This window comes from Pseudomonas sp. HTZ2 (genome assembly GCF_033173945.1).
Lineage (GTDB): Bacteria > Pseudomonadota > Gammaproteobacteria > Pseudomonadales > Pseudomonadaceae > Aquipseudomonas > Aquipseudomonas guariconensis.
Window position 1 is genome coordinate 3,976,484 of sequence record NZ_CP137332.1, and the last position, 21,736, is coordinate 3,998,219.

Here is a 21,736-nt window from a genome sequence, read left to right on the forward strand (position 1 = left end):
TCAAGCCTGTTCCTCGCCATCGAGCAATTGCTCTTCAAGGGCTTCCCGGTAGGCCCCTGGCGACGCCCAGAGGCCGCGTTGCTGGGCTTCCAGCAAGCGTTCGGTCAGGTCGCGCAGGGCTTCGGGGTTGTGCTGTTGCAGGAAGTCTCGGGTCGCAGGGTCGAGCACATAGGCATCGGCCAGCGACTGGTAGTGGTGATCGTCGATCAGGTGCGTGGTGGCGTCGAAGGCGAACAGGTTGTCGACCGTCGCCGCCAGCTCGAAGGCACCTTTATAGCCATGGCGCTTGGCCCCCTCGATCCACTTGGGGTTCAGAGCGCGGGCGCGGATCACCCGGTTCAGTTCTTCCTTGAGGGTGCGGATGCGTGGCCGGTCGGTCTGGCTGTGATCGCCGTGATAACTGGCCCGGGCGGTGCCGGCCAGGGTCTCGGCCGCTGCCAGCATGCCACCTTGGAATTGATAGTAGTCGTTGGAATCGAGCAGGTCATGCTCGTGATTGTCCTGATTTTGCAGCACCGCCTGGACCTGGCCCAAACGCCGGGCGAACGCGGCGCGGGCCGGTGTGCCTTCGTCGCTGCCGCCATAGGCGTAGCCGCCATGGTTGAGGTAGACCTCGGCCAGGTCGCCGCGTGTCTGCCATAAACGTCCATCGATTGCATTCTGCACCCCGGCCCCGTAGCTGCCGGGCTTGGCGCCGAAGACACGCCAGCCGGCCTGGCGCGCCGCCTGCTCGGCGTCCACGCCATCGGCCAGCAAGGCCTCGCGTTCGGCTCGCACCCGCGCAGCCAGGGGGTTGAGGTCGTCAGGCTCGTCCAGCGCCGCCACGGCCTGCACCGCCGCATCGAACAGCCGAATGAGGTTGCCGAAGGCGTCGCGGAAGAAGCCTGAGACGCGCAAGGTGACGTCCACCCGCGGGCGATCGAGCAGGCTCAGCGGCAGGATCTCGAAATCGTCGACTCGCTGACTGCCGGTGGCCCACACCGGCCGCACACCCATCAGCGCCATGGCCTGGGCGATGTCATCACCACCAGTGCGCATGGTCGCCGTGCCCCAGACCGACAGCCCCAGCTGACGCAGGTGGTCGCCATGGTCTTGCAAGTGACGCTCAAGGATCAGGTTCGCCGAGGCGAACCCCAGGCGCCAGGCCGTGGTGGTGGGCAGGTTGCGCACATCCACCGTATAGAAATTACGCCCGGTGGGCAGCACGTCCAGACGCCCCCGGCTGGGCGCTCCGCTGGGCCCGGCCGGGACGAAACGCCCGGCCAGTGCGGCCAGCAGGCCGTCGGTTTCGGCCGCGCCGCAGGCGTCCAGGCTCGGGGCGATGGTGTCGACCAGCGCCTGCAGGACCGTGGCAACCGGATGCCAGGCGGCATCTTCAGGCAATGCCAGGCGGCCTGCCAGCGCACGCTCGATCAAGTCCAGCGCAAGGTGTTCCAGGCGCTCGCGGGTATCGCCCTGGTTGCGCCATGGCGCGGTATCGAGCGCCTGCAGCACCGCTGGGCGCGGCCCCTGCCAAGGCTGGCCGAATTCGCAATCCAGCGGGTCGAAGCCCAACGCCAGGGCTTTGGCCAGCGCACGGATCAGGCTGGCATTGGCACCTTTGCCGTCACCGCGCTCCACGCGCAACAACGCCAGCAACGTATCGCTGCGCAGGCGCCCTTCAGGAGATTGGCCGAACACATGCAGGCCGTCGCGGATCTGCGATTCCTTGAGGTCGCACAGGTAGGTGTCCAGGCGCGGCAACCAGATGGCCGCGTCTTCGAGCTGGCCTTCAAGCTGCAATTCCCGGTCGATGTGGTTGGCCTTGACCAGTTCGAGAATGTCGCGCTGCAGCTCGCGTGCCCGGCGCGGGTCGAGCAGCTGCGCTTCGTAATACTCGTCGGCCAGGCGCTCCAGGTGACGCAGCGGGCCGTAGGTCTCGGCGCGCGTCAATGGCGGCATCAGGTGGTCGATGATCACCGCCTGCGTGCGCCGTTTGGCCTGGGCGCCCTCGCCCGGGTCGTTGACGATGAAGGGGTAGATGTTGGGGAGCGGCCCGAGCAGCGCATCTGGCCAGCATTGCGCAGACAGCCCGACACCTTTGCCCGGCAGCCACTCGAGGTTGCCGTGCTTGCCCACGTGGACCACCGCATCGGCGGCAAAGCCGTTGCGCAGCCAGAAGTGGAACGCCAGGTACCCATGAGGCGGCACCAGGTCCGGGTCGTGATACACCGCGCTGGGGTCCAGCTGGTAGCCCCGGGCCGGCTGGATGCCGACGAAGGTCAGGCCATAGCGCAGGCCGGCGATCATCATCCGACCGCTGCGGAACATAGGATCCTGTTCAGGCGCCCCCCATCGCTCCAGTACCGCACGCTGGTTGGCCTCGGGGAGCGCGGCGAAAGCCTGCTGATAGTCAGCAAGGCTCAGACTTTGGGCACAGGGGCGCTGGTCCAGATGGTCCAGGTCATTGGTCACCCCACCCAACAGCTGATGGATCAACGCGGTACCGCTGTCAGGCAGGCCCTGCACTGGGTACCCCTGCCCTTGCAGCGCCCGGAGAATGTTCAGCGCTGCGCCGGGTGTGTCCAGGCCCACGCCGTTGCCGATGCGCCCGTCGCGGGTCGGATAGTTGGCCAGCACCAACGCCACGCGTTTCTGGGCGTTGGGCAGCCGCGCCAGCTCCACCCAGCGACGCGCCAGCTCGGCGACGAAATCCATGCGTTCGGCGTGAGCGCGATAGCAGACCACGTCGGACTGGCTGCGCTCGCTGCGCCAGGCCAGGTCTTTGAAGCTGACGGGGCGCGTGATGATGCGACCGTCCAGCTCCGGCAAGACAATGTGCATGGCAAGATCCCGCGCGCCCAGGCCCTGCTCATTGGATTCCCACGCCGGCTGGTTGTCCTGGGCGCAGATCGCCTGCAACACCGGGATGTCTCTGCGCAGCGGGCGCAGGTTGGGTTGCTCCGGACTGGACAAGGCAAAACCTGTGGTGTTGAGCACCACCTCGGCCTGAACTTCATCCAGCCAGGTCTCGACCTGGTCCAGGCAGGCCGCCTCCTTGAGGCTGGCCACGGCGATAGGCAGCGGATTGAGCCCTGCTGCCTGCAAGCGCTGGCAGAAAGTATCGATGAACGCTGTGTTGGCCGCTTGCAGGTGCGAGCGATAGAACAAGATGGGGGCCACAGGCCAGTCGGGCTGCCATTCGCAGTACCAGTCCTGCAACACGGCGCTGGGCTTGGCGGGGTGGTACACCGTGGTACGCGGCAAGGGTTGCGGCTCCTCCCAGGCGTAATCGCGCCCAAGCCACAGGCTGGCCAAGCAATTGAACAGATTCGCGGCATTGGCCTTGCCGCCCTGGCGCAGGTAATGCCAAAGGCGCTCGGCCTGATCGCCGGTCACGGTGCCCAACTGGGTCAACTCCGGGTCCGGGCGGTCGTCGCCGGGCACCAGGATCAACTGCACGCCCCGTGTGCTCAGCTCGACCAGTTGCTCGACACCATAGCGCCAGTACCCGACGCCACCATGCAAGGACAACAGGATCACCTTGGCATGGCGCAGCACCTGATCGATGTACAGGTCGACCGAGGCGTGATTCTGCACCTGCATGGGGTTGGCCAGTCGCAGGCTGGGGAAATCCTCCGGCAACTGCTCGGCGGTTTCGGCGAGCAGCGCCAGGTGCGAATCACCGCTGCAGAGGATCACCAGTTCGGCGGGGGTCTGGCCGAGATCGGCAATGCTGTCGTCCGGCACGAAGCCGCCGGGCTGGGTCCGCAGCAGGTGCATGGGTCAGGCGCCCAAGGCCTGGCGCAGGCGCGCTTCGAGCGCGGCAGCGTCCAGCGCCTGGCCGATCAGCACCAGGCGGGTGATACGCGGCTCGTCGGCGCGCCAGGCGCGGTCGAAGTGCTTGTCGAAACGGGTGCCCACCCCCTGGATCAGCAGGCGCATCGGCTTGCCGGGGATGGCAGCGAAGCCCTTGGCGCGCAAGATGCCGAATTCGACCACCAGTTGAGTCAGGGCATCGAGCAGCAGGCTTTCGTCCGCTTCTGGCAGGTCGATGGAAATGGAGTCGAAGGCATCGTGGTCGTGATCGTCATGATCATCGCCCTCGTGGTGTGCGTCATGGTGGGTACGGCGACCATCGATGTGCGCCTCGGCCTCGGCGCCTACGCCCAGCAGCACCTCCAACGGCAGGCGGCCGCTGCTGGCCTCGATCACCTTGACCGCCGGCGGCAGTTCTTCGCTGACTTCGGCACGCACCTTGGCCAGGCCTTGGGGATCGATCAGATCAGCCTTGTTCAGCACCACCAGGTCGGCGCTGGCCAGTTGGTCGGCAAACAGTTCGTGCAGAGGCGACTCATGATCAAGGTTGGGGTCGAGCTTGCGTTGAGCGTCCACTTGGTCCGGGTACGCCGCGAAGGTCCCTGCGGCCACGGCCGGGCTGTCGACCACGGTGATGACCGCATCGACGGTGCAAGCATTGCGGATTTCTGGCCACTGGAAGGCCTGCACCAACGGCTTGGGCAGGGCCAGGCCGCTGGTTTCGATGAGGATGTGGTCCAGGTCGCCGCGGCGGGCCACCAACTCGCGCATCACCGGGAAGAACTCTTCCTGCACGGTGCAGCACAGGCAACCGTTGGCCAGTTCGTAGACCCGGCCGCTGGCTTCTTCCTCGGTGCAGCCAATGCTGCACTGCTTGAGAATTTCGCCATCGATGCCCAGTTCACCGAATTCGTTGACGATCACCGCGATACGGCGCCCCTGGGCGTTGTCCAGCATGTGACGCAGCAAAGTGGTTTTGCCCGAGCCGAGAAAGCCAGTGACGATGGTGACGGGGAGCTTGGCCAGTGTTTTCATGTCGCGATGCCCTTGGCAGGATGGCGCGGGCATGCAGGACGAGTGCCGCGAGCCTTGCTGGCCGGGCCTGTTCGCCACCGGATCACCCCGCCCGGTTGAAAGTCGAAATCGTCTCGAGGCAGGTCTCCTGGCTTGCACCTTACCGGCCGTGCCGGTGGAACGACGCCTTCCCGCGCCTGGGCGCAGTGGCTGTGTCGATCCGGGTTGGTGCCTACAGTTGCGGGGGCAGCCGCGGCTTGAACCGCGTTCCCGTCTTAGCTCCGGCCAATGCCGGAGAACCTCGAATCGGCAAGGCTACGCAGTGGCCGGCAGGCGGTCAACCATGGCGCGTCAGTGTTTGCGGACAGCCCTTTGGAACAGTCGCCCTGGCCTGCGGGTGCGGGTTCGCCCACGAGGAACTCCTAGGTATATTCCAAGCTCGACCTTTCACCACCTGGCCCGCTGAGGGCGCGGCCACCGCAACCTTGCAGATTGACGCCATGGCGCCCCCATGCTTTGCTTGCACCTTGCGTTCAGGTGCCCCCCAAGGGGTGAAACGGGAAATCGGTAACCAAGCCGATGCTGCCCCCGCAACGGTAAGCGAGCGAAGCATCTTGACCACTGTGCCGCGTCGTATGGCATGGGAAGGTGATGCTTTCCAGGAGCCCTGCTCCTCCTTGCAAGCCCGGAGACCGGCCTGGCGTTAATAGAACACCCCGCGGTGGGCGGGCGCTGTCACCTCTTCTGGGTCAATCGTGCCCGGAACGACGCGCGTGTCCGCAGCCTATAAACAGCAGAGGAACGCACCATGCCGATCACCAGCACCAAACACAGCATCGCCACTCCCGTCAGCCTCAGCCAACGTGTCGTCATTGCCGTCGGTGCCAGCCTGCTGGGCCTGTGCCTGGTCTATTTCGCAGGTTTCTCGCACATCGAGGCGGTGCACAATGCCGCCCACGATACCCGCCACAGCGCCGCCTTCCCTTGCCATTGAGTACACCTGCATGATCAAGCGTATCGCCCGTACCGCAGGTTTCAGCGGGCTGCTCGCCGCTCTATTGCTGACCGTGCTGCAAAGTCTGTGGGTCAGCCCGTTGATTCTCCAGGCAGAAACTTTCGAGAGCGCTGTCCCCGAGCAACATGAGCACGACAGCCCCGTCGCAGCGCATTCCCATGACCCAGCGGCCTGGGCACCGGAGGATGGCTGGCAGCGTTTGCTCGCCACCACCGGCGGCAACCTCGTGGTGGCGGTCGGTTTCGCGCTGATCCTCGCCGCGCTGTACAGCCTGCGCGAGCCAAACCGAGTGATGACCGGCGCACTGTGGGGGCTGGCGGGTTTTGCTGTGTTCTGCCTGGCACCCACACTGGGGTTGCCACCGGAGCTGCCAGGCACAGCCGCCGCCGACCTGGGGCAACGCCAGAGCTGGTGGATCGGCACTGCAGCCGCCACGGCCGCGGGTCTTGCGCTGGTGGTGTTTACCCACCATTGGCTGCTCAAGGTGCTGGGCGTCGCTTTGCTAGTGGTGCCACACCTGATCGGCGCACCACAACCACCGGTGCATGAAAGTCTGGCACCGCAAGCACTGGTGGCCCAATTCAAGCTCGCCTCCTGGCTGACCAACGCCGCGTTCTGGCTCGCCCTTGGCCTGCTCAGCGCTTGGCTTTATCGCCGAGCCAACCAGGCCTGATGCGCAACGCCTGGTCCGAGCCGGTATTCTATGCCGGCTTCGGCTGCCGCAAGGGCTGCCCGGTCGAAACCCTGGAGCAGTTGCTGCGCACGACCCTGGCCACACACCGCCTGTGCGCTGATCATCTGGTTGGCCTTGCCAGTATCGATCTCAAATTCGATGAACCTGGGTTGCAGGCCCTAGCCGAACGGCTGGGCATCCCCCTGGTGGTGTTCCCGGCCACCGAGCTACAGCCCTTCGAACCGCAGCTCAGCCATCGCTCACCCGTTGCCTACGCCTACAGCGGCTGCTGGGGCGTCGCTGAAAGCGCAGCCCTGGCACTGGCCGCACGATCGCTCGGCACCTCGCGCTTGCTGGTGACACGCCAGGTGCTGGGCCAGGCTACCCTTGCCCTGGCCCGTGGCTGATAATCGCGTCCACATTACTGCCTATCTGCAAGGATTTCCCATGACGGTCTATTTCATCGGTGCCGGGCCCGGCGATCCGGAGCTGATCACGGTCAAGGGGCAACGTCTGATCCGCCAATGCCCGGTCATCATCTATGCCGGCTCCCTGGTTCCGCCAGCTGTATTGGAGGGACACAACGCCGAGACGGTGATCAACAGCGCCGAACTGAACCTGGAGCAGATCATCGAAGCCCTGCGCCGCGCCCACGAAAATGGCCAGGATGTGGCCCGTGTTCACAGCGGCGACCCCAGTCTGTATGGCGCCATCGGCGAGCAGATACGTCATCTGCGCGAACTGGGCATCGACTATCAGATCATTCCGGGTGTTACCGCCACCGCCGCCAGCGCCGCCCTGCTCGGCTGCGAGCTGACCTTGCCGGAGCTCGCCCAGACGGTGATTCTCACCCGCTATGGCGACAGCTCGCCCATGCCAGCTGGCGAACAGTTGGCCGACCTGGCCCGCCACCGCAGCACCTTGGCGATCCACCTGGGCGTGAAACACCTCGAGCGTATCGTCACCGAACTGTTGCCACACTACGGGCCGGACTGCCCGGTCGCCGTCATTCATCGCGCCACCTGGCCGGACCAGGACTGGGTACGCGGCACCCTGCGGGACATCGTCGCACTCACAGCGGCCAAGGATTTTCGGCGAACCGCGCTGATCCTGGTGGGCCATGTGCTGGGCGATGCACCTTTCGCTGAATCGGCCCTGTACCGGGCCGGGCATGCCCACCTCTATCGCCCCGCCGGTTGAGCGGGCGTTATCTGACAGGAACCCACTCCATGCTTGAATTACGCCCCAACTGCGAATGCTGCGACCGTGACCTGCCGGGCGACAGCGCGGATGCGTTGATTTGCTCGTTCGAATGCACCTTTTGTCGTGCATGCAATGAACGTCAGTTCCAGGGGCGCTGCCCGAACTGTGGCGGCCAGTTACTGCCTCGCCCGGCAAGGGTCGGGACGGCATTGAGCCGCAATCCGGCCTCGCACCTGCGCGTGCTCAAGCCGCACCCGGGCTGCTCCTGAACTATTCTGTGCGTGGCCCGTCCTTGGCGCCTGGGCGGGCTTTACCATGGAGGTTTATTTTGTAGGCCTTTTCAACAATAATCTTCGCTTTTTCAACAAACCTACGCATCCCATTACCAATCGAGAGGAATCTACGTAATCTTGCGCGCTGCCGCGCAGGCTCCCTTTCACGTATTCCTGCGGGACTTCAGGAAACGGACCAAATTCCTACAGGAGTTATCCAATGACAACCGTTTTAATGGTTGACGACCATCCAACCGTTCGACTGGCTGTGCGCATGCTGCTCGAACGTGAACGTTTTCAGGTCATCGGTGAAGCCGGTGACGGCATCGACGCCGTGCAGCAGGCTCGCCAATTACGTCCTGACGTGGTTATCCTCGACATCGGCCTACCTGGCCTCGATGGCATGGAGGTCATCAAACGTCTGCAACTGTTGGAGCCGGCACCGAAGATCATGGTGCTCACCGGTCAACCCGCCGACCTGTATGTCCGTCGTTGCCTGGATGCCGGTATCGCCGCCTTCGTCAACAAGGACGAAGACCTCGATGCCCTGGTGTTCGCCCTCAAGGCGTTGGTCAAGGGCTACTCCACCTTTCCGCAGATGTCGGTCAACAGCAGCTCGCTCGAAAGCGAGTGCAGTCGTCTCGAAAGCCTCTCCAACCGCGAAATGGAAGTGCTACGCCGGCTTACCCGCGGCGAGAACAACAAGTTCATCGGTGAATGCATGAACCTCAGTGCCAAAACCATCAGCACCTACCGTGGACGCATCATGGATAAACTCAAGACCGAGTCTCTGGTCGAAATGGTCGACCTGGCCAAACGCAACAACGTCAGTTGAACATCCCTCCGTCATGAGAGGCGCGGTGTTCACCATCCTGCTGGGCGCGCTCCTGGCCATCAGCGCTGTGGCGCATGCCGACAGCGAAGCCCGGCACCTGCTCGCCCGCTCACTGAGCGCCTCGCCCCCGTTGTCGCTCCAACAAGATGACCGGCACTGGCTCGAACGCCGCAAAGCCCTGGTGCTGGGCAGCTCGCGCCCTGACTACCCGCCGTTCGAGATCAACACCAGCCCCGCCGACTTTGAAGGTCTCAGTGCCGACTATGCGGGTCTGATCGGCGAACAGCTCGGCATCCCGGTCGAGGTTCGCCGCTTCCCCACCCGCCAGGCAGCCATCGAAGCACTGCACGCCGGCAGCATCGACTTGCTCGGCAGCTCCAACGCCTTCGAGGCCGCCGATGCGCAGTTGGTTCTCAGCCAGCCCTATGCCGACGACCTGCCGGTCGTCGTCAGCAAGCAGAATCGTATGCTCGGCCGTCATGGCAAAGCATTGCCAGGGCTACGCCTGGCCATGGTCGATCATTACTTGCCCGAAAAGCTGGTGCGCAAGCAATATCCCGACGTCCAAGTGACCCTGTACCGCTCGACACTGGCCGGATTGTCGGCCGTGGCGATGGGGGCGGCGGACGCTTATCTGGGTGATGCGATCAGTACCGACTACGCGATCGGCAAGAGCTTCCAAGGTTTGGTGAAAATCGATCATTTCAGCTCCTTGCCCGCCGACGTCTTCGCCTTTGCCCTGGCCCGCGATAATCCACGCTTGCAACGCCTGGTCAACGAGGCCCTGGCCAGGATCAGCGACAGCGAGCGCCTGAACATCCTGCGGCGCTGGAGCAGCGGCAATACCAGTTTGCTGATGAAAAATCCGGTCGGTGCCCTCACGCCTGAGGAGCGTGACTGGATAGCGCACAACCCAAAGGTGCGGGTGTTGGTCAATCCCTCCCTGGCGCCCCTGACCTTCAACGATGCTCAACAGCACCCGACCGGAATCACCATCGACCTGCTCAAGCGCATCCGCCTGCAGACCGGTCTGCGCTTCGAGATCGTCGAAGTCGACTCGATCCAGGACATGGTCGACCAAGTGGCCGAGGGGCAGGCGCAGATAATCGGCGCCCTGGGCTACGGCGCCGAACGTGCGACGCGCCTTCGCTTTACTCGCCCCTATGTGGTCAGCCCCCGGGTTTTGATCACCCGCAGCGAAGCCCCCTGGATCGGCACACCGATGACGCTCGATGGGCGACGTGTCGCGTTGTTGCGTGGCTCCCCTCAGCGTGAGGCGTTGCAACGGCGGTATCCCGGCGTCCGTCTGGTCGAGGTCGAAACCCACCTTGAGTTGATGGAAGCCGTCGCCAGCGGCAAGGCCGACGTGGCCTTGAGCAGCCAGATCAATGCCAGCTACTACATCAGCCATGTGTTCAACAATGGTTTGCGTATCGCCGGCCTGCAAAGCGACGATCCGGCCAGCGCCGCTTTTGCGATCGCACCGGATCTACCGGTGCTGCAGTCGATTCTGGACAAAGCCCTGCTTAACATCCCGCCTGAGGAGCTGGACCAGTTGGTCAACCGATGGCACACCAACACGCTGGTCAGCGACAGCCCCTGGCGCAACTACCGCACCCTGGCGCTGCAAGTGCTGGTGCTGGCCGCCGTGCTGTTGGCCGGCGTGGTGTTCTGGAACACGTACCTGCGCAAGCTCATCAACCAGCGCACCGAGGCCCAACGCGCCCTGCAGGCGCAACTGGCGCTCAGCCGCGGTCTGCTGGAGCAGTTGCGTCAAGCCAAGGATGACGCTGAACAGGCCAGCCAAGCCAAAAGTACCTTCCTGGCGATCATGAGCCATGAAATCCGCACACCGATGAACGCGGTGATCGGCCTGCTGGAGCTCGCCCTGGAGGACAGCCGCCGAGGCCACAGCGACCCGCAGACTTTGCATACCGCCCATGACTCGGCCATTGGCCTGCTCGAGCTGATCGGCGACATCCTCGACATTTCCCGCATCGAATCCGGCCACATGTCCCTGCAACCGGTACCGATCGACCTGGTGGAACTGGTGCGCGCGACCCTTCGCGTGTTCGACGGCAATGCCCGGATCAAGGGCTTGTATCTGAACGGGGATCTGCCGCAGGCGCCAGTCTGGGTGCTCGCCGACCCTGTGCGCCTCAAGCAGGTCCTGTCCAACTTGATCAGCAACGCCCTCAAGTTCACCGACCAGGGTGGCGTGCAAGTGACTCTGAAACTCACCTCTCCCAGCGCCACCGGCGATTTCCGGGTTTCGTTGTGCGTACAGGACAGCGGCATCGGTATCAGCCCAAGCGACCAGGCCCGACTCTTCAGCACCTTCGCCCAGGTAAACGGCCCCCAGGCCGGAAAAGGCGCCGGCCTCGGTCTGGTGATCAGCCGAACCCTGGCCGAGTTGATGGGCGGGTCGCTCGAACTGCAGAGCGTCGAGGGCATGGGCACCAAGGTGAGCGTGGACCTGACCCTGCCGGCCACCTCGGTGCCAGCACAGGACGAACAGACCGAGCCGGCTCAGGACATGAGCAGCGGCCCACTGGATATCCTGGTAGTCGATGACTACCCCGCCAACCTGCTGCTGGACAAGCAACTGACCACCCTGGGACACAAGGTGACCCAGGCCGAGAATGGCGAAGCGGCGCTGGCCCTTTGGCGAGCAGGTCAGTTCAATGTGGTGATCACCGATTGCAGCATGCCGGTGATGGATGGCCACGAGCTCACTCGGCGTATCCGTGCCCTGGAGCATGAGCGCGGCCAGCCAGCCTGCCTGATACTCGGCGTTACGGCCAACGCCCAAGCCGAGGAAAAAGCGCGCTGCCTGGCCAATGGCATGGATGAATGCCTGTTCAAACCGATCGGTCTCAAAGCCCTGAAAGCCCACCTTCCCAGCGCGCCGCTGGCGGAGCAGGTGCCGGCCCCCGCACCCGCACCTGAGCCTGCCACGACGGCCAGTGGCTTCAACCTCAGTGAGCTGCGCCACCTGACCCAGGATGACGACCAGTTGATTCGACGCCTTCTCGAACAATTGGCACACAGCGCCGGCGAAGACCTCGCAGCCCTGCGCGCCCTTGGCGAAGCGCCTGAAAGTGACGCGGTGCATGCCTTGGCACACCGCATCAAGGGAGGCGCGAAAATGCTGAAAGTCCGGGGCGTGGTGCGCGATTGCGAAGCGGTCGAACAGGCCGTCGCCCAGAAGCAGCCGACCAAGGCCTTGCTCGAACGGCTGGAAAGTAGCCTGGAGGCACTGCAACGCGAACTGCGCGAAGGCCTCGCGGCACTCAACACCCCCAACTGAGCCCTGCCCGGCCCGAACCAGCCGGTCAGGAGCTCTCGCGCACCATCAGCTCGAATCCCAGATCCTGCTGTTCGGTGGCCACCTGCTTGCCATCGAGCAGCGCCAACAGCGCTTGGGCTGCGCCTCGGCCTACCGCGGCTCGGGGGGTACGGATCGAGGTCAACCGCGGCACCATGTGCGCCGATGCCGGCAGGTCGTTGAAACCAACCATCGCCACTTGGCGCGGCACCTCGACGCCCTGGCGCAAAGCCTGCAATACCGCACCCTGGGCCAAGTCATCGTTACAGAAGAACACGCCGTCGACATCCGGCGCCTGCGCAAGCAACTGGCTGAACAGCTCGCTGCCCAGGCCGATGGATGACGGTTGTGGCGCCAGCAGTTCCAGCTCCGGCGCCTGCAAACCAGCCTCGGCGAGCGCTTGGCGGAAGCCATCGGCGCGCTGCATGACGCGAGGGTCGAGCTGCGCCGCGATGAATGCCAAGCGCCGACGACCACGCTCGATCAAGTGCCGGGCAGCCGCGCGGCCGGCCTGTTGTTGGGAAAATCCGACCGACAGCTGCCCCGCCTCGCCTCCGAGCTCCATCATGTGCACGCACGGCACGCCGCTGGCGGTCAGCATCTGCCGGGAGACTTCACTGCGCTCGAACCCGGTAAGCAGGATCCCGCAGGGCTGGTAAGCCAGGTAGTTGCGGATGAGGTTTTCCTCTTCGGCCAGATCGTAGTGGTAGTTGCCGATCAGTACTTCCAACCCGCGCGGGCGCATCACTTCGTGGATGGCCTCCAGGGTGTCGATGAACAGCTGGTTGGACAACGAGGGGATCAACACCACCACCGACTCACTGCGTGCCGACGCCAATGCCCGAGCAGCCGGATTGGCGACATAGCCTAGGCTCGCCGCAGCGGCCACGACTTTTTCCACCAGTTGCGGGGCCACGGTGCTTACACCGCGCAAGGCGCGGGAAGCGGTGATGGGGGAAACCCCCGAAAGTCTGGCGACTTCTGCCAGGGTGGGACGACCGGTCGTGCGCGAGCCTGTACGAGACATGGGTGTTGTAATTTTACTACTTGCCAGAAGTGGGAACGGCCACTAAGGTAGCGCTGTCTCAGGATACAGGCAATGTATCTTTGGTAGCGGCTATGCGCCTAGCGTCCATACTGCGTAAAGACAAGACCAATAACACCCGGGAGGGTGGCGCTCGCATCCGTTTTCAGCGGCACCGAGACAGCGCTATCTCACCCCGCAGGAGGTACTGATGAACTCTCCCCTGACCGCAATCGTGGTGATGGGCGTGGCAGGCTGCGGCAAGAGCTGCGTGGGCGCTGCCATTGCCAGCACGAGCGGTGGTCGCCTGATCGAAGGCGATGCTTTCCACCCTGCCGAAAACATCCGCAAGATGAGCGCTGGCATTCCTTTGAACGATGACGACCGCGCCGGTTGGCTGGTCCGTCTTGGCCAGGAACTGCAGGCCGTGCTCCAGGCCGGCGAACGCCCCATTCTCACCTGTTCCGCGCTTAAGCGCCGTTATCGCGAGACCCTGCGCGAGGCCGTGCCGGGCCTTGGCTTCGTGTTTCTCGAACTGAGCCCAGCCGAAGCGGAAAAACGCGTACTCGCCCGCCCCGGTCATTTCATGCCAGCCAGCCTCATCGACAGCCAGTTCGCCGCGCTGGAACCGCCCCACGGCGAGCCTCTGACCCTGGCGCTGGACGCCACGCAGCCTATCGAAGCGCTGGCCGTGGCGGTAGACACCTGGCTAAAGCCCCAAGGTGACCGCAGCCTGGCGCGTACCGCCTGAACCGTCAGCCTTCCCGGCTCACCAAAGACAGCGCTATCTCGGCATCCAAAGATGCCGATCGTTTCGCCAAAACAATGATAAGACAGAGGCACATGAACCATGTTCGGACTGGCTACTGATACCTACCTGCTGCTCGACGCTCTGGTCACCATCGTCGGACTTATCCTGCTGATCACCCATTTCAAGGTCCACCCCTTCGTCGCCCTGACCCTGGCAGCCGGCTTCCTTGGCCTGACCTCCGGCATGCCGGTCGCCAAGGTCATGAAGTCCTTCCAGGACGGCTTTGGCGGTGTGCTCGGCTTCGTCGGCATCGTCCTGGCCTTGGGGACCATGTTGGGCAAACTGATGGCCGACTCCGGCGGCGCCGACCAGATCGCGCAAACGCTGATTCGTGCCTTTGGCAAACAGAAGGTGCACTGGGCCATGATGTTCGCCGCCTTCTTGGTGGGCATCCCATTGTTCTTCGAAATCGGCTTCGTGCTGTTGATCCCCCTGGTGTTCATCGTCGCGCGTCGCTCAGGGGTTTCGCTGATCAAGATCGGCATTCCGCTGCTGGCCGGCCTTTCCGTAGTCCATGGACTTGTGCCGCCGCATCCAGGCCCGCTGCTGGCGATCGGCATCTTCCACGCGGATATCGGCAAGACCATCTTCTATGGCCTGCTGGTGGCCCTGCCCACCGCGGTCATCGCAGGTCCGCTGTTCGGTAATTTCATCGCCCGCTACATTCCGGGCAACCCGTCCCAGGAACTGATGGACCAGATCGCCCGGGAAACCAATCAGAACAACCTGCCAAGCTTTGGCGTCACCCTGCTCACCGTGCTGCTGCCGGTCGTGCTGATGCTGCTCAAGACCTTCGCCGATGTGGTGTTACCCGCCGAGCACATCGTGCGCCAGTGGATGGACCTGATCGGTCACCCCATCACCGCCCTGCTCGCGGCATTGCTGCTGGCGTTCTACACCTTCGGTTCGGCCCGGGGCTTCTCACGTCAGCAAATCATGAAGATGCTCGACCAGAGCCTGGCTCCGACCGCCGCCATCGTGCTGATCGTGGGTGCCGGCGGCGGCTTCAAGCAGATGCTGGTGGACACTGGTGTGGGTAACGTGATTGGCCAGATGGCGGTGCAAGCCGAGATTTCGCCGATTCTGCTGGCCTGGCTGGTCGCTGCTGTGATCCGCATCGCGACTGGTTCGGCGACCGTGGCGACCATCACCGGTGCCGGCATCGTCGCGCCGGTGATCGATCTGGTCCCAGGCGTGAACCGCGAACTGTTGGTGCTGGCCACCGGCGCAGGTTCGTTGATTCTGTCCCACGTCAACGACGCCGGTTTCTGGCTGGTCAAACAGTACTTCAACATGACCGTGGCAGAGACGTTCAAGACCTGGAGCATGATGGAGACCATCCTGTCGGTGGTGGGCATCATCTTCATCATGCTGTTGTCGCTGGTGGTCTGACCGTTCGTCGCCGTGGTGGCACCTTGCGTTGAGGGTTGCGGCCCAACCCAGGTACAGGCAACACGCCTTTGCCCGCAAGGAGCCACCCATGAAACGATCGCGAACTTGGCTGCTCGCCGCCCTGCTGACCTCTCCCCTGGCCCTGGCGGTGGGCACCGGTCCGACCCACCCGGACGATCCGCACAACACCGCGCCCAAGCCGGGCGCCGACAGCACCCTCAATCCAATCGAGAAGCCTGTGCCCCGCGATACCGACCCGCGTATCCAGGGCAACGATCCGGACAGCCCGCCCGCCGACCAGAACGATGATCGAAACCTCCCGGGAATGGACGGCGGAGGTTCTGAAGGGATGCGCGGGCATGGCGACGGAGGCACTCGCGGCCAGGGACAGCCCTGAAGAGCCTGGGACTGCCGTGCAGCCCCAGGCTCACCACTGTCGCTTGTCAGGCCGGGTCAGCCCCAGTTTCTCGATGCGGTAGCGCAACATATCCCGCGATAGCCCCAGCAGACGTGCCGACTTGGTGACGTTCCAATCCGTGCGGTCGAGGGTCCGGCACACCAGGTCGCGTTCCATGTCCGGCAGGCTGGTCCCAGGCTCCGGCTCATGCCGTGGGGGCTCGAAAGCCACCGACGTGGGTAAGCTCATGGGTTCGTCCACCAGGGTCATGCACAGGTTCAGCTGGTGCGCGGCCACGACATCATTGGGCGCCAGCAGGACCGTCTGCTCGAGCATGTTACGCAGTTCTCGTACATTGCCTGGCCAGCTGTAACCCAGCATCAGCGCCTCGGCTTCAGCAGAAAAGCGCAGATGGGGTTTGCCATATCGGCGCCCATGGTGAGCCAGGAAGTGCCTGGCCAGCAGCAGAATGTCCTGACCGCGTGCGTATAGCCGCGGCACCTTCAGCGCGATGATGCGCAGGCGGAAGAACAGGTCGCGTCGAAACTTGCCCTGCTGCACCATCTGTTCCAGGTTGCAGTTGGTGGCGCTGATGACCCGCAGGTCCACCTTGCGCTCCTTGACCGCCCCGATCCGGCGGATGCTGCGATCCTCCAGCAGCTTGAGCAGCTTGGCCTGCAGCACCAGGTCCATCTCGCCGATCTCATCGAGGAAGAGCGTCCCGCCATCGGCGGCCTCGACCAGGCCCACACGACGCTCCTTGGCATCGGTGAACGCGCCCTTCTCGTGACCGAACAGTTCGGCCTCCAGCAAATTGGCCGGGATCGAGGCGCAGTTGAATTCAATGAAAGGCCCCTTGCTGCGCGGGCCGTCAAAATGCAGGGCGCGCGCCACCAGCTCCTTGCCGGTGCCTGTTTCCCCTTCGATCAGCACCGGCGGCAGGTCGTCGCTGGCCATGCGCTGCTCTGCATCGAGCAACTGGCGTAGGGTGTGCTTGAGGTTCAGCATCGCCGAGGATTCGCCGATCAACGCCTGCAACCCAGACTTCTGCGCCTCACGCTCTTGGTAGAACGACAAGGTGCGTTCCATGCGCTCGGCCGCCAGGGCTTTATCGAGCATCAGCTTGAGTTCGGCCAGCACCACCGGCTTGGTCAGGTAATGGAACGCGCCTTCTTTCATGGCCAGCACGGCGTCTTCGACATTGCCGTATCCGGTCATCATGATCACCTTGAGCTCCGGCGCCTGGGTGATCAGTGCGCGCAACAGCTCGTGGCCGTTCATGCCCGGCAGGGAGTTGTCAGTCAGTACGGCATCGGGCAAGCCTTGTTTGACCTGCTCCAGAGCCAGCTCCGCGCTATGGCAGACCGTGACTTCGAACCCCTTCAAACCGAGGTAGGTACGTATGTTGTCCGCGAGGATCTCGTCATCCTCGACCACCAGAATGCTGGGCCCCATGGTCCCCTCCCGCTGCAATATTGAATACAAGACTCACGCGGGTTCCTTCCTCTTCGCGGCTGGTCAGGCTGACCGAGCCACCAAAGCGTTCCATGATGCGCTTGACCAGGGCCAGGCCCACGCCGAGGCCGCCCTGCTTGGTGGTGAAGAACGGCTTGAACACCATCCGTTCCTGTTGCTGACTCATGCCTTTGCCGGTATCGCTGAGCACCAGGCGCACCTGCTGCCCTTCCAGGCAACTGACTTCGGCGCACAACAGGCCGCCCTTGGGCATGGCTTCCAAAGCATTGGCGAACAGGCTGTTGAGGATTTGGGTCAGTTGCAGCGGTTGGCTGGCTACCCACTGTTGGGCCGGCCCCTCGAAGCTGAACTGCACGCCGTTGCGCTCGATCTGCTGCAAGAATGCCAGCCGGGTATCCTCGATAGCCGCCACCAGATCCACCGCTTCGGCCTCGTCACTGGTCGGTCGCAGCGACACCAGCAAATCACGCACCCAGCGTGACATCCGGTCAACCTGGCTGATGATGTCGGCAATGTTCTTGCGCGCCGGATCGCTTGCGATTTCCTGGGCTAACTCTGCGCTGGAACGAATGTTGGCCAATGGGTTGCGCAGGCTATGGGCCACGGCCGAAGACATCTCGCCCAAGGCCACGTAGGTCTCGCTGGCCACCAGGCGATCTTGCTGATGATGCAGCATCCCCGCAGCCCGGCGCACGATCCAGAACAGGCCGAAATAAATCAGCGCTCCGCCCACCAGAGTCGAGCACCAGATCAGCACATAGCCGCGCTGAATGCGTCGCACCAGATCTTGGGGCTCCTTGTAGATTTCGACCATCGACAGCACTTGCTCGCCTTGGCTGTCGAACAGCGGAATGTAGTTCTCGATGAACAAATAGCGTGGTTCGCGCTGGAATTTCTGCTCTTCCCGGTCATCTTCCGCCTTGTGATAGCTCGCTGAGACCGGCTTGCGCGAGTGGAAGGCCTCGTCCAAGTCGTCGTCTTCGGCAATGCGCTTGCCCAGCAATTGCGGGTTGGTCGACCAGACAATCGTGCGGTCATGGGCGTAGACATTGGCCAGCAAGATGTCCGGAAGGTGCGCCACGTGATCGAGGAATTCGCCGCGGGTCGATTGCACCAGAGCCGGGGGGATCTGCAAATGCTGATTGTCCAGGCGCGGGTCGAGCAACTCGCCCATGGTGGTGCCCGGGGGCAGTTGCGAATGGCGAACCTCGGCCTGAGCCATGGCCTGGATGAACTGGGCGGTGAGCATGGCATCGCGTTCGACGCTGTCGCGCACCACGAAGCGAGTCGAGAAGTAACCCAAGGCGCCGGCCACCGTTGCGATGATCAGCAAGCTGATGACCGAGAACCAGCGCAGCAGGTTGAACTCGCGCAAGGGCGCAGCGAGCCCAGTGGAGGGGCTGGCAGTCTTGTCCGGAAGATCGTGTTCCAGCATCTGCATCGCATCGTTCCCGTTCGAAGGCTTCGGGGGATGGAGTATCAGGACAGTGCTACTGCCTGTAGCAACGTGATAGCACTTTGCCTGAACTCTTGCCGCTGCCATTGGTCGCTATCATCTTGCTGCAAGTTCTCAGCCACCTACGTACCAATAGAAAATAACCAATGTTATCAGGTAGTTACGACGCAAATTAGAGATCGATTCGAGATGAATCCCCCACTATTGGGTAACATCACCCAACTAAGTCAATTTTCTTATTAAATCAGGTAGATACGAGGCAATTGCAACGTAGAACATCATGATTTGACCAAGCGAAAATTCAGCGAAACGCTGGTACCTTGCCCTTCGCGGCTGCTCAACCGAACCGAGCCTGCGAAGCGTTCCATGATCCGCTTGACCAGCACCAGGCCAACCCCCAAACCGCCCTGTTTGGTGGTGAAGAACGGCCGAAAAGCCATGCGTTGCTGCTGGTCGCTCATACCCCGCCCGGTGTCCGACAGGCGCAAGGTCAGGCTGCGTCGATCCCGGCGCACCACTTCCACTCGCAACTGGCCACCCTTCTCCATGGATTCCAGCGCATTGGCGATCAAGCTGTTGAAGATCTGCCCCAGCAACACCGGATGGCCCACCACCTGCACCGAGGGCAGCGGCTTTACGTCCAGGTTCACGCCGCTGCGCGCCAGCGGCACGGCAAACGCCTGCAGGCTCTCTTGCAGCACCTGGGAGAGGTCAACCGGCACCGCGTCGTCATTGAGCGGGCGCAGCGACTGCAAGAGCTGGCGTACCCATTGAGACATGCGGTCCACCTGGCTGATGATGTCGCTGATGTTTTTCTGCGCCGGCCCTTCGTCGAATGCCTGAGCCAGCTCGGCACTGGAACGGATGCTAGCCAATGGGTTGCGCAAGCTATGGGCGACCGCCGAAGACATCTCGCCCAGCGCCACGTAGGTCTCGTTGCTGATCAGCCGCTTCTGTTGCACTGCCATCACCCGTGCCGCGCGGCGCATGATGCCGTAAAGGCCGAAATACACCAGGCTCGCGCCGATCGCGATGGCCAGCCAGATCAACAACAGGCCATGCTCGATGCGTACGATCAGGTCATGGGGCTCCTTGTAGATCTCCACCATGGCGGTGACCCGTTCGCCATCGGCGTCGAACAGAGGAATGTAATTCTCGATGAACAATTGCTGGGGCGGGGTCACGAACTTCTGTTCGCTGCGCGCGTCCTCGAAGTCGTGATAACTGGCCGACACCTGCATCTTGTATTCGAAGGCCTGCTCCAGATCCTCGTCGGACTCGATCGACTTCCCGGTCAGTGCCGGGTTGCTTGACCAGATCACCGTCCGGTCCGGCGCATAGATATTGGCCAGCAGCATGTCGGGCAGGTGGGCGATATGGTCGAGGAACTCGCCCCGAGCCCGGCGCCGGGCGTCGGGGTCGACGTCGGGCATGGCCTGGTCGGTGCGCGGATCGAGCAACTCGCCCATGGTGCGCACATTGGGGATCGACACATGACGCACTTCGGCGTCGGCAATGGCCTGGATGAACTGCGCCGAGAGCAAGGCGTCTCGCTCGACACTCTCGTTGATGATGAAGCGGCTGGAGATCAGCCCCAGCCCGACGGCAATCGAGACGATGATCGCCAGGCTCACCCAGGCGTACCAACGCAGCAGGTCGAATGGCTTGCGGGCCACGTTGCTGTCGCCGCCAACGGGCACATCGAGTCTGGCGGAACGCGGGGCGAGGTCCATGGTCGACTCCAACGGCTGGGCACCTTCAAAAGGTTATAGCCCAGAGTTGGGGAAGTAGGCACACCCTGCGCGACATTGACCTGCGACACTTTGGCGGCGACTACAACGGCGCATCTTCGGCCAGCCCCTGCAACTTGCGGTAGTCACGCAGCACATTGGGTACGTAGCGGCGCGTCTCGGCGAAGGGCGGGACCACACCTCCGCGACTGATCACCGCATCGGGCCCGGCGTTGTAGGCCGCCACCGCCAAGGTGATGTCGTTGTCGAACAGCGTCAGCATGCGCTTGAGATAGCGCGCCCCGCCTTGCAGGTTGGATGCAGGGTCCAGCACGTCCTTGACCCCCATCTCCTTCGCCGTGTCAGGCATCAGTTGCATCAGTCCGGCTGCCCCCCGGGGCGAGCGCGCCTTGGGGTTGTAACCGGACTCGGCCTTGATCAGCGCGTGCAGCAGCGCCTGGGGAACGCCGTGGGCTTGGGCGGCCTTGGCCACTAGCTCGGCGTAGGGCCGGCCGGTGATCAATTGAGCATCGGCCGGCCCGGCATGGGCCACCGGCTCACGGATGACCCGTTCGTAATGTCGGCCGGACCGGTGCACGTTGGACAGCACATAGCCGCCCTTGGCATCGATGGAGATGTACATGTCGGCCTCTGCGGCGCCCGCCGCGAGCCAGATCAATCCCAGGATGATTCCACGCATGTCGGCTGCCTCCCCGTCGTGGCCCCCGATGTGGGGGAAATGCCCCGGAAAACCCGAGGTTTTCAGCTACGACGCAAGCACTGTGCCGCTTGCTGCGCCCCATGGCGCAAGGCCCCGAGCCAGACGTGCACGGCTGTTGCATGGCAAGGCAAACCTGCCCGAACGCACTGGAGGATTTCACCATGCAACGCAGATCCATCACCCAGCGTGGCTTCACCCTGCTCGAACTGTTGGTGGTCCTGGTGGTGCTTGGCCTGTTGGCCGGCATCGTCGCGCCCAAGTACTTCAGCCAGCTCGGCCGTTCGGAAGCAAAAGTGGCGCGAGCGCAGATAGAGGGCCTGGGCAAGGCCCTTGACCTGTATCGCCTGGAGGTCGGGCATTACCCCAGCAGCGAGCAGGGCCTTCAGGCGTTGGTGGCGGCCCCCAGCGGTGAGCAGCGATGGTCCGGCCCTTATTTGCAAAAGGCCGTTCCGCAGGACCCTTGGGGCCGCGCCTATATCTACCGCCAACCCGGTGAGAATGGTGGCGAGTACGACCTGCTCTCGATGGGCAAGGACGGCCAGCCCGGCGGAGACGGGGAAAATGCCGAAATCACCAGCTGGCAATGAGGAG

Annotated in this window: 18 protein-coding genes and 2 riboswitches; of the genes, 11 read left to right on the forward strand and 7 right to left on the reverse strand. The window is 63.5% G+C overall.

Translation table 11 applies throughout. From position 1 onward, the window contains the following. Positions 1 to 3,762: a cobaltochelatase subunit CobN gene (gene cobN / locus R6G97_RS18430; protein WP_102081897.1), complete on the reverse strand. Its 3,762-nt coding sequence runs from the start codon at positions 3,760 to 3,762 to the stop codon at positions 1 to 3. A 3-nt stretch (positions 3,763 to 3,765) separates the two neighbouring features. Next, positions 3,766 to 4,833 carry a cobalamin biosynthesis protein CobW gene (cobW, locus tag R6G97_RS18435; RefSeq protein WP_090346566.1) on the reverse strand — a complete coding sequence of 356 codons (1,068 nt, stop codon included), beginning with the start codon at positions 4,831 to 4,833 and terminating at the stop codon, positions 3,766 to 3,768. 100 nt (positions 4,834 to 4,933) lie between these two features. Beyond that, a riboswitch (cobalamin riboswitch) is annotated at positions 4,934 to 5,131 on the reverse strand. 199 nt (positions 5,132 to 5,330) lie between these two features. Continuing rightward, positions 5,331 to 5,527: riboswitch (cobalamin riboswitch) on the forward strand. Positions 5,528 to 5,620: 93 nt separating this feature from the next. Here cobW and R6G97_RS18440 point away from each other — a divergent pair. The 7 genes from R6G97_RS18440 (at position 5,621) to R6G97_RS18470 (ending at position 12,120) form a co-directional block, all read left to right on the forward strand. Continuing rightward, positions 5,621 to 5,806: a CbtB domain-containing protein gene (locus R6G97_RS18440; protein ID WP_043212388.1), complete on the forward strand. Its 186-nt coding sequence runs from the start codon at positions 5,621 to 5,623 to the stop codon at positions 5,804 to 5,806. Positions 5,807 to 5,816: 10 nt separating this feature from the next. Further along, positions 5,817 to 6,500: a CbtA family protein gene (locus R6G97_RS18445; protein WP_182815219.1), complete on the forward strand. Its 684-nt coding sequence runs from the start codon at positions 5,817 to 5,819 to the stop codon at positions 6,498 to 6,500. Continuing rightward, entirely contained in the window at positions 6,500 to 6,907 is a 408-nt protein-coding gene (locus R6G97_RS18450) for a cobalamin biosynthesis protein (protein ID WP_182815221.1), read from the forward strand. Before R6G97_RS18445 ends, R6G97_RS18450 begins: the two co-directional genes overlap by 1 nt. Positions 6,908 to 6,947: 40 nt before the next feature. Then, positions 6,948 to 7,700, forward strand: coding sequence for a precorrin-4 C(11)-methyltransferase (gene cobM / locus R6G97_RS18455; protein WP_317847332.1), 753 nt, complete (start codon positions 6,948 to 6,950; stop codon positions 7,698 to 7,700). Between the two features lie 29 nt (positions 7,701 to 7,729). After that, positions 7,730 to 7,972 (forward strand): DUF1272 domain-containing protein, encoded by a 243-nt coding sequence (locus tag R6G97_RS18460; protein WP_080642116.1) that lies wholly within the window; start codon positions 7,730 to 7,732, stop codon positions 7,970 to 7,972. Positions 7,973 to 8,195: 223 nt separating this feature from the next. Beyond that, positions 8,196 to 8,810 carry a response regulator transcription factor gene (locus tag R6G97_RS18465; protein ID WP_043212380.1) on the forward strand — a complete coding sequence of 205 codons (615 nt, stop codon included), beginning with the start codon at positions 8,196 to 8,198 and terminating at the stop codon, positions 8,808 to 8,810. A 13-nt stretch (positions 8,811 to 8,823) separates the two neighbouring features. After that, positions 8,824 to 12,120 (forward strand): transporter substrate-binding domain-containing protein, encoded by a 3,297-nt coding sequence (locus R6G97_RS18470; protein ID WP_317847333.1) that lies wholly within the window; start codon positions 8,824 to 8,826, stop codon positions 12,118 to 12,120. A 25-nt stretch (positions 12,121 to 12,145) separates the two neighbouring features. Here the strand turns inward: R6G97_RS18470 and R6G97_RS18475 are convergent, their stop codons facing one another. Continuing rightward, on the reverse strand, positions 12,146 to 13,165 hold the full coding sequence (locus R6G97_RS18475) for a LacI family DNA-binding transcriptional regulator (RefSeq protein WP_043212378.1): 1,020 nt from the start codon (positions 13,163 to 13,165) through the stop codon (positions 12,146 to 12,148). A gap of 208 nt (positions 13,166 to 13,373) precedes the next feature. Between R6G97_RS18475 and R6G97_RS18480 the strand changes: the two genes are divergently transcribed. The 3 genes from R6G97_RS18480 to R6G97_RS18490 all read left to right on the forward strand — a co-directional run bounded on the left by R6G97_RS18480 (position 13,374) and on the right by R6G97_RS18490 (position 15,762). Then, positions 13,374 to 13,913, forward strand: a complete 540-nt coding sequence (locus R6G97_RS18480; RefSeq protein WP_090346554.1) for a gluconokinase — start codon at positions 13,374 to 13,376, stop codon at positions 13,911 to 13,913. 99 nt (positions 13,914 to 14,012) lie between these two features. Then, the gene (locus tag R6G97_RS18485) at positions 14,013 to 15,365 is read left to right on the forward strand and encodes a GntP family permease (RefSeq protein ID WP_043212374.1); all 1,353 of its coding nucleotides are present in this window, start codon (positions 14,013 to 14,015) and stop codon (positions 15,363 to 15,365) included. Between the two features lie 88 nt (positions 15,366 to 15,453). Then, a complete protein-coding gene (locus tag R6G97_RS18490) occupies positions 15,454 to 15,762 on the forward strand; it encodes a hypothetical protein (protein WP_317847334.1) in 309 nt (102 codons plus the stop codon). 30 nt (positions 15,763 to 15,792) lie between these two features. On the opposite strand, the gene R6G97_RS18495 is transcribed toward R6G97_RS18490, so the two are convergent. From R6G97_RS18495 to R6G97_RS18510, 4 genes are all read right to left on the reverse strand, one after another. After that, the gene (locus tag R6G97_RS18495; RefSeq protein WP_317847335.1) at positions 15,793 to 17,217 is read right to left on the reverse strand and encodes a sigma-54-dependent transcriptional regulator; all 1,425 of its coding nucleotides are present in this window, start codon (positions 17,215 to 17,217) and stop codon (positions 15,793 to 15,795) included. After that, the gene (locus R6G97_RS18500; RefSeq protein ID WP_090346548.1) at positions 17,186 to 18,679 is read right to left on the reverse strand and encodes a sensor histidine kinase; all 1,494 of its coding nucleotides are present in this window, start codon (positions 18,677 to 18,679) and stop codon (positions 17,186 to 17,188) included. Before R6G97_RS18500 ends, R6G97_RS18495 begins: the two co-directional genes overlap by 32 nt. Before the next feature lie 293 nt (positions 18,680 to 18,972). Then, positions 18,973 to 20,427 carry a sensor histidine kinase gene (locus tag R6G97_RS18505; RefSeq protein ID WP_043212364.1) on the reverse strand — a complete coding sequence of 485 codons (1,455 nt, stop codon included), beginning with the start codon at positions 20,425 to 20,427 and terminating at the stop codon, positions 18,973 to 18,975. 100 nt (positions 20,428 to 20,527) lie between these two features. Further along, positions 20,528 to 21,124 carry a lytic transglycosylase domain-containing protein gene (locus tag R6G97_RS18510; protein ID WP_043212362.1) on the reverse strand — a complete coding sequence of 199 codons (597 nt, stop codon included), beginning with the start codon at positions 21,122 to 21,124 and terminating at the stop codon, positions 20,528 to 20,530. Positions 21,125 to 21,306: 182 nt separating this feature from the next. Here R6G97_RS18510 and gspG point away from each other — a divergent pair, with 182 nt between their 5' ends. Next, positions 21,307 to 21,732, forward strand: coding sequence for a type II secretion system major pseudopilin GspG (gspG, locus tag R6G97_RS18515; protein WP_043212360.1), 426 nt, complete (start codon positions 21,307 to 21,309; stop codon positions 21,730 to 21,732). The last annotated feature ends 4 nt before the right edge of the window (positions 21,733 to 21,736 follow it).

Coding starts and splice junctions, on each gene's coding strand:
- R6G97_RS18450 (WP_182815221.1), top strand. CDS start 6,500: ATGCGCAACGCCTGGTCCGAGCCGGTATTCTATGCCGGCTTCGGCTGC.
- cobW (WP_090346566.1), bottom strand. CDS start 4,833: ATGAAAACACTGGCCAAGCTCCCCGTCACCATCGTCACTGGCTTTCTC.
- R6G97_RS18500 (WP_090346548.1), bottom strand. CDS start 18,679: ATGCAGATGCTGGAACACGATCTTCCGGACAAGACTGCCAGCCCCTCC.
- R6G97_RS18475 (WP_043212378.1), bottom strand. CDS start 13,165: ATGTCTCGTACAGGCTCGCGCACGACCGGTCGTCCCACCCTGGCAGAA.
- R6G97_RS18495 (WP_317847335.1), bottom strand. CDS start 17,217: ATGGGGCCCAGCATTCTGGTGGTCGAGGATGACGAGATCCTCGCGGAC.
- cobN (WP_102081897.1), bottom strand. CDS start 3,762: ATGCACCTGCTGCGGACCCAGCCCGGCGGCTTCGTGCCGGACGACAGC.
- R6G97_RS18490 (WP_317847334.1), top strand. CDS start 15,454: ATGAAACGATCGCGAACTTGGCTGCTCGCCGCCCTGCTGACCTCTCCC.
- R6G97_RS18510 (WP_043212362.1), bottom strand. CDS start 21,124: ATGCGTGGAATCATCCTGGGATTGATCTGGCTCGCGGCGGGCGCCGCA.
- R6G97_RS18505 (WP_043212364.1), bottom strand. CDS start 20,427: ATGGACCTCGCCCCGCGTTCCGCCAGACTCGATGTGCCCGTTGGCGGC.
- R6G97_RS18470 (WP_317847333.1), top strand. CDS start 8,824: ATGAGAGGCGCGGTGTTCACCATCCTGCTGGGCGCGCTCCTGGCCATC.
- R6G97_RS18440 (WP_043212388.1), top strand. CDS start 5,621: ATGCCGATCACCAGCACCAAACACAGCATCGCCACTCCCGTCAGCCTC.
- cobM (WP_317847332.1), top strand. CDS start 6,948: ATGACGGTCTATTTCATCGGTGCCGGGCCCGGCGATCCGGAGCTGATC.
- gspG (WP_043212360.1), top strand. CDS start 21,307: ATGCAACGCAGATCCATCACCCAGCGTGGCTTCACCCTGCTCGAACTG.
- R6G97_RS18445 (WP_182815219.1), top strand. CDS start 5,817: ATGATCAAGCGTATCGCCCGTACCGCAGGTTTCAGCGGGCTGCTCGCC.
- R6G97_RS18485 (WP_043212374.1), top strand. CDS start 14,013: ATGTTCGGACTGGCTACTGATACCTACCTGCTGCTCGACGCTCTGGTC.
- R6G97_RS18460 (WP_080642116.1), top strand. CDS start 7,730: ATGCTTGAATTACGCCCCAACTGCGAATGCTGCGACCGTGACCTGCCG.
- R6G97_RS18480 (WP_090346554.1), top strand. CDS start 13,374: ATGAACTCTCCCCTGACCGCAATCGTGGTGATGGGCGTGGCAGGCTGC.
- R6G97_RS18465 (WP_043212380.1), top strand. CDS start 8,196: ATGACAACCGTTTTAATGGTTGACGACCATCCAACCGTTCGACTGGCT.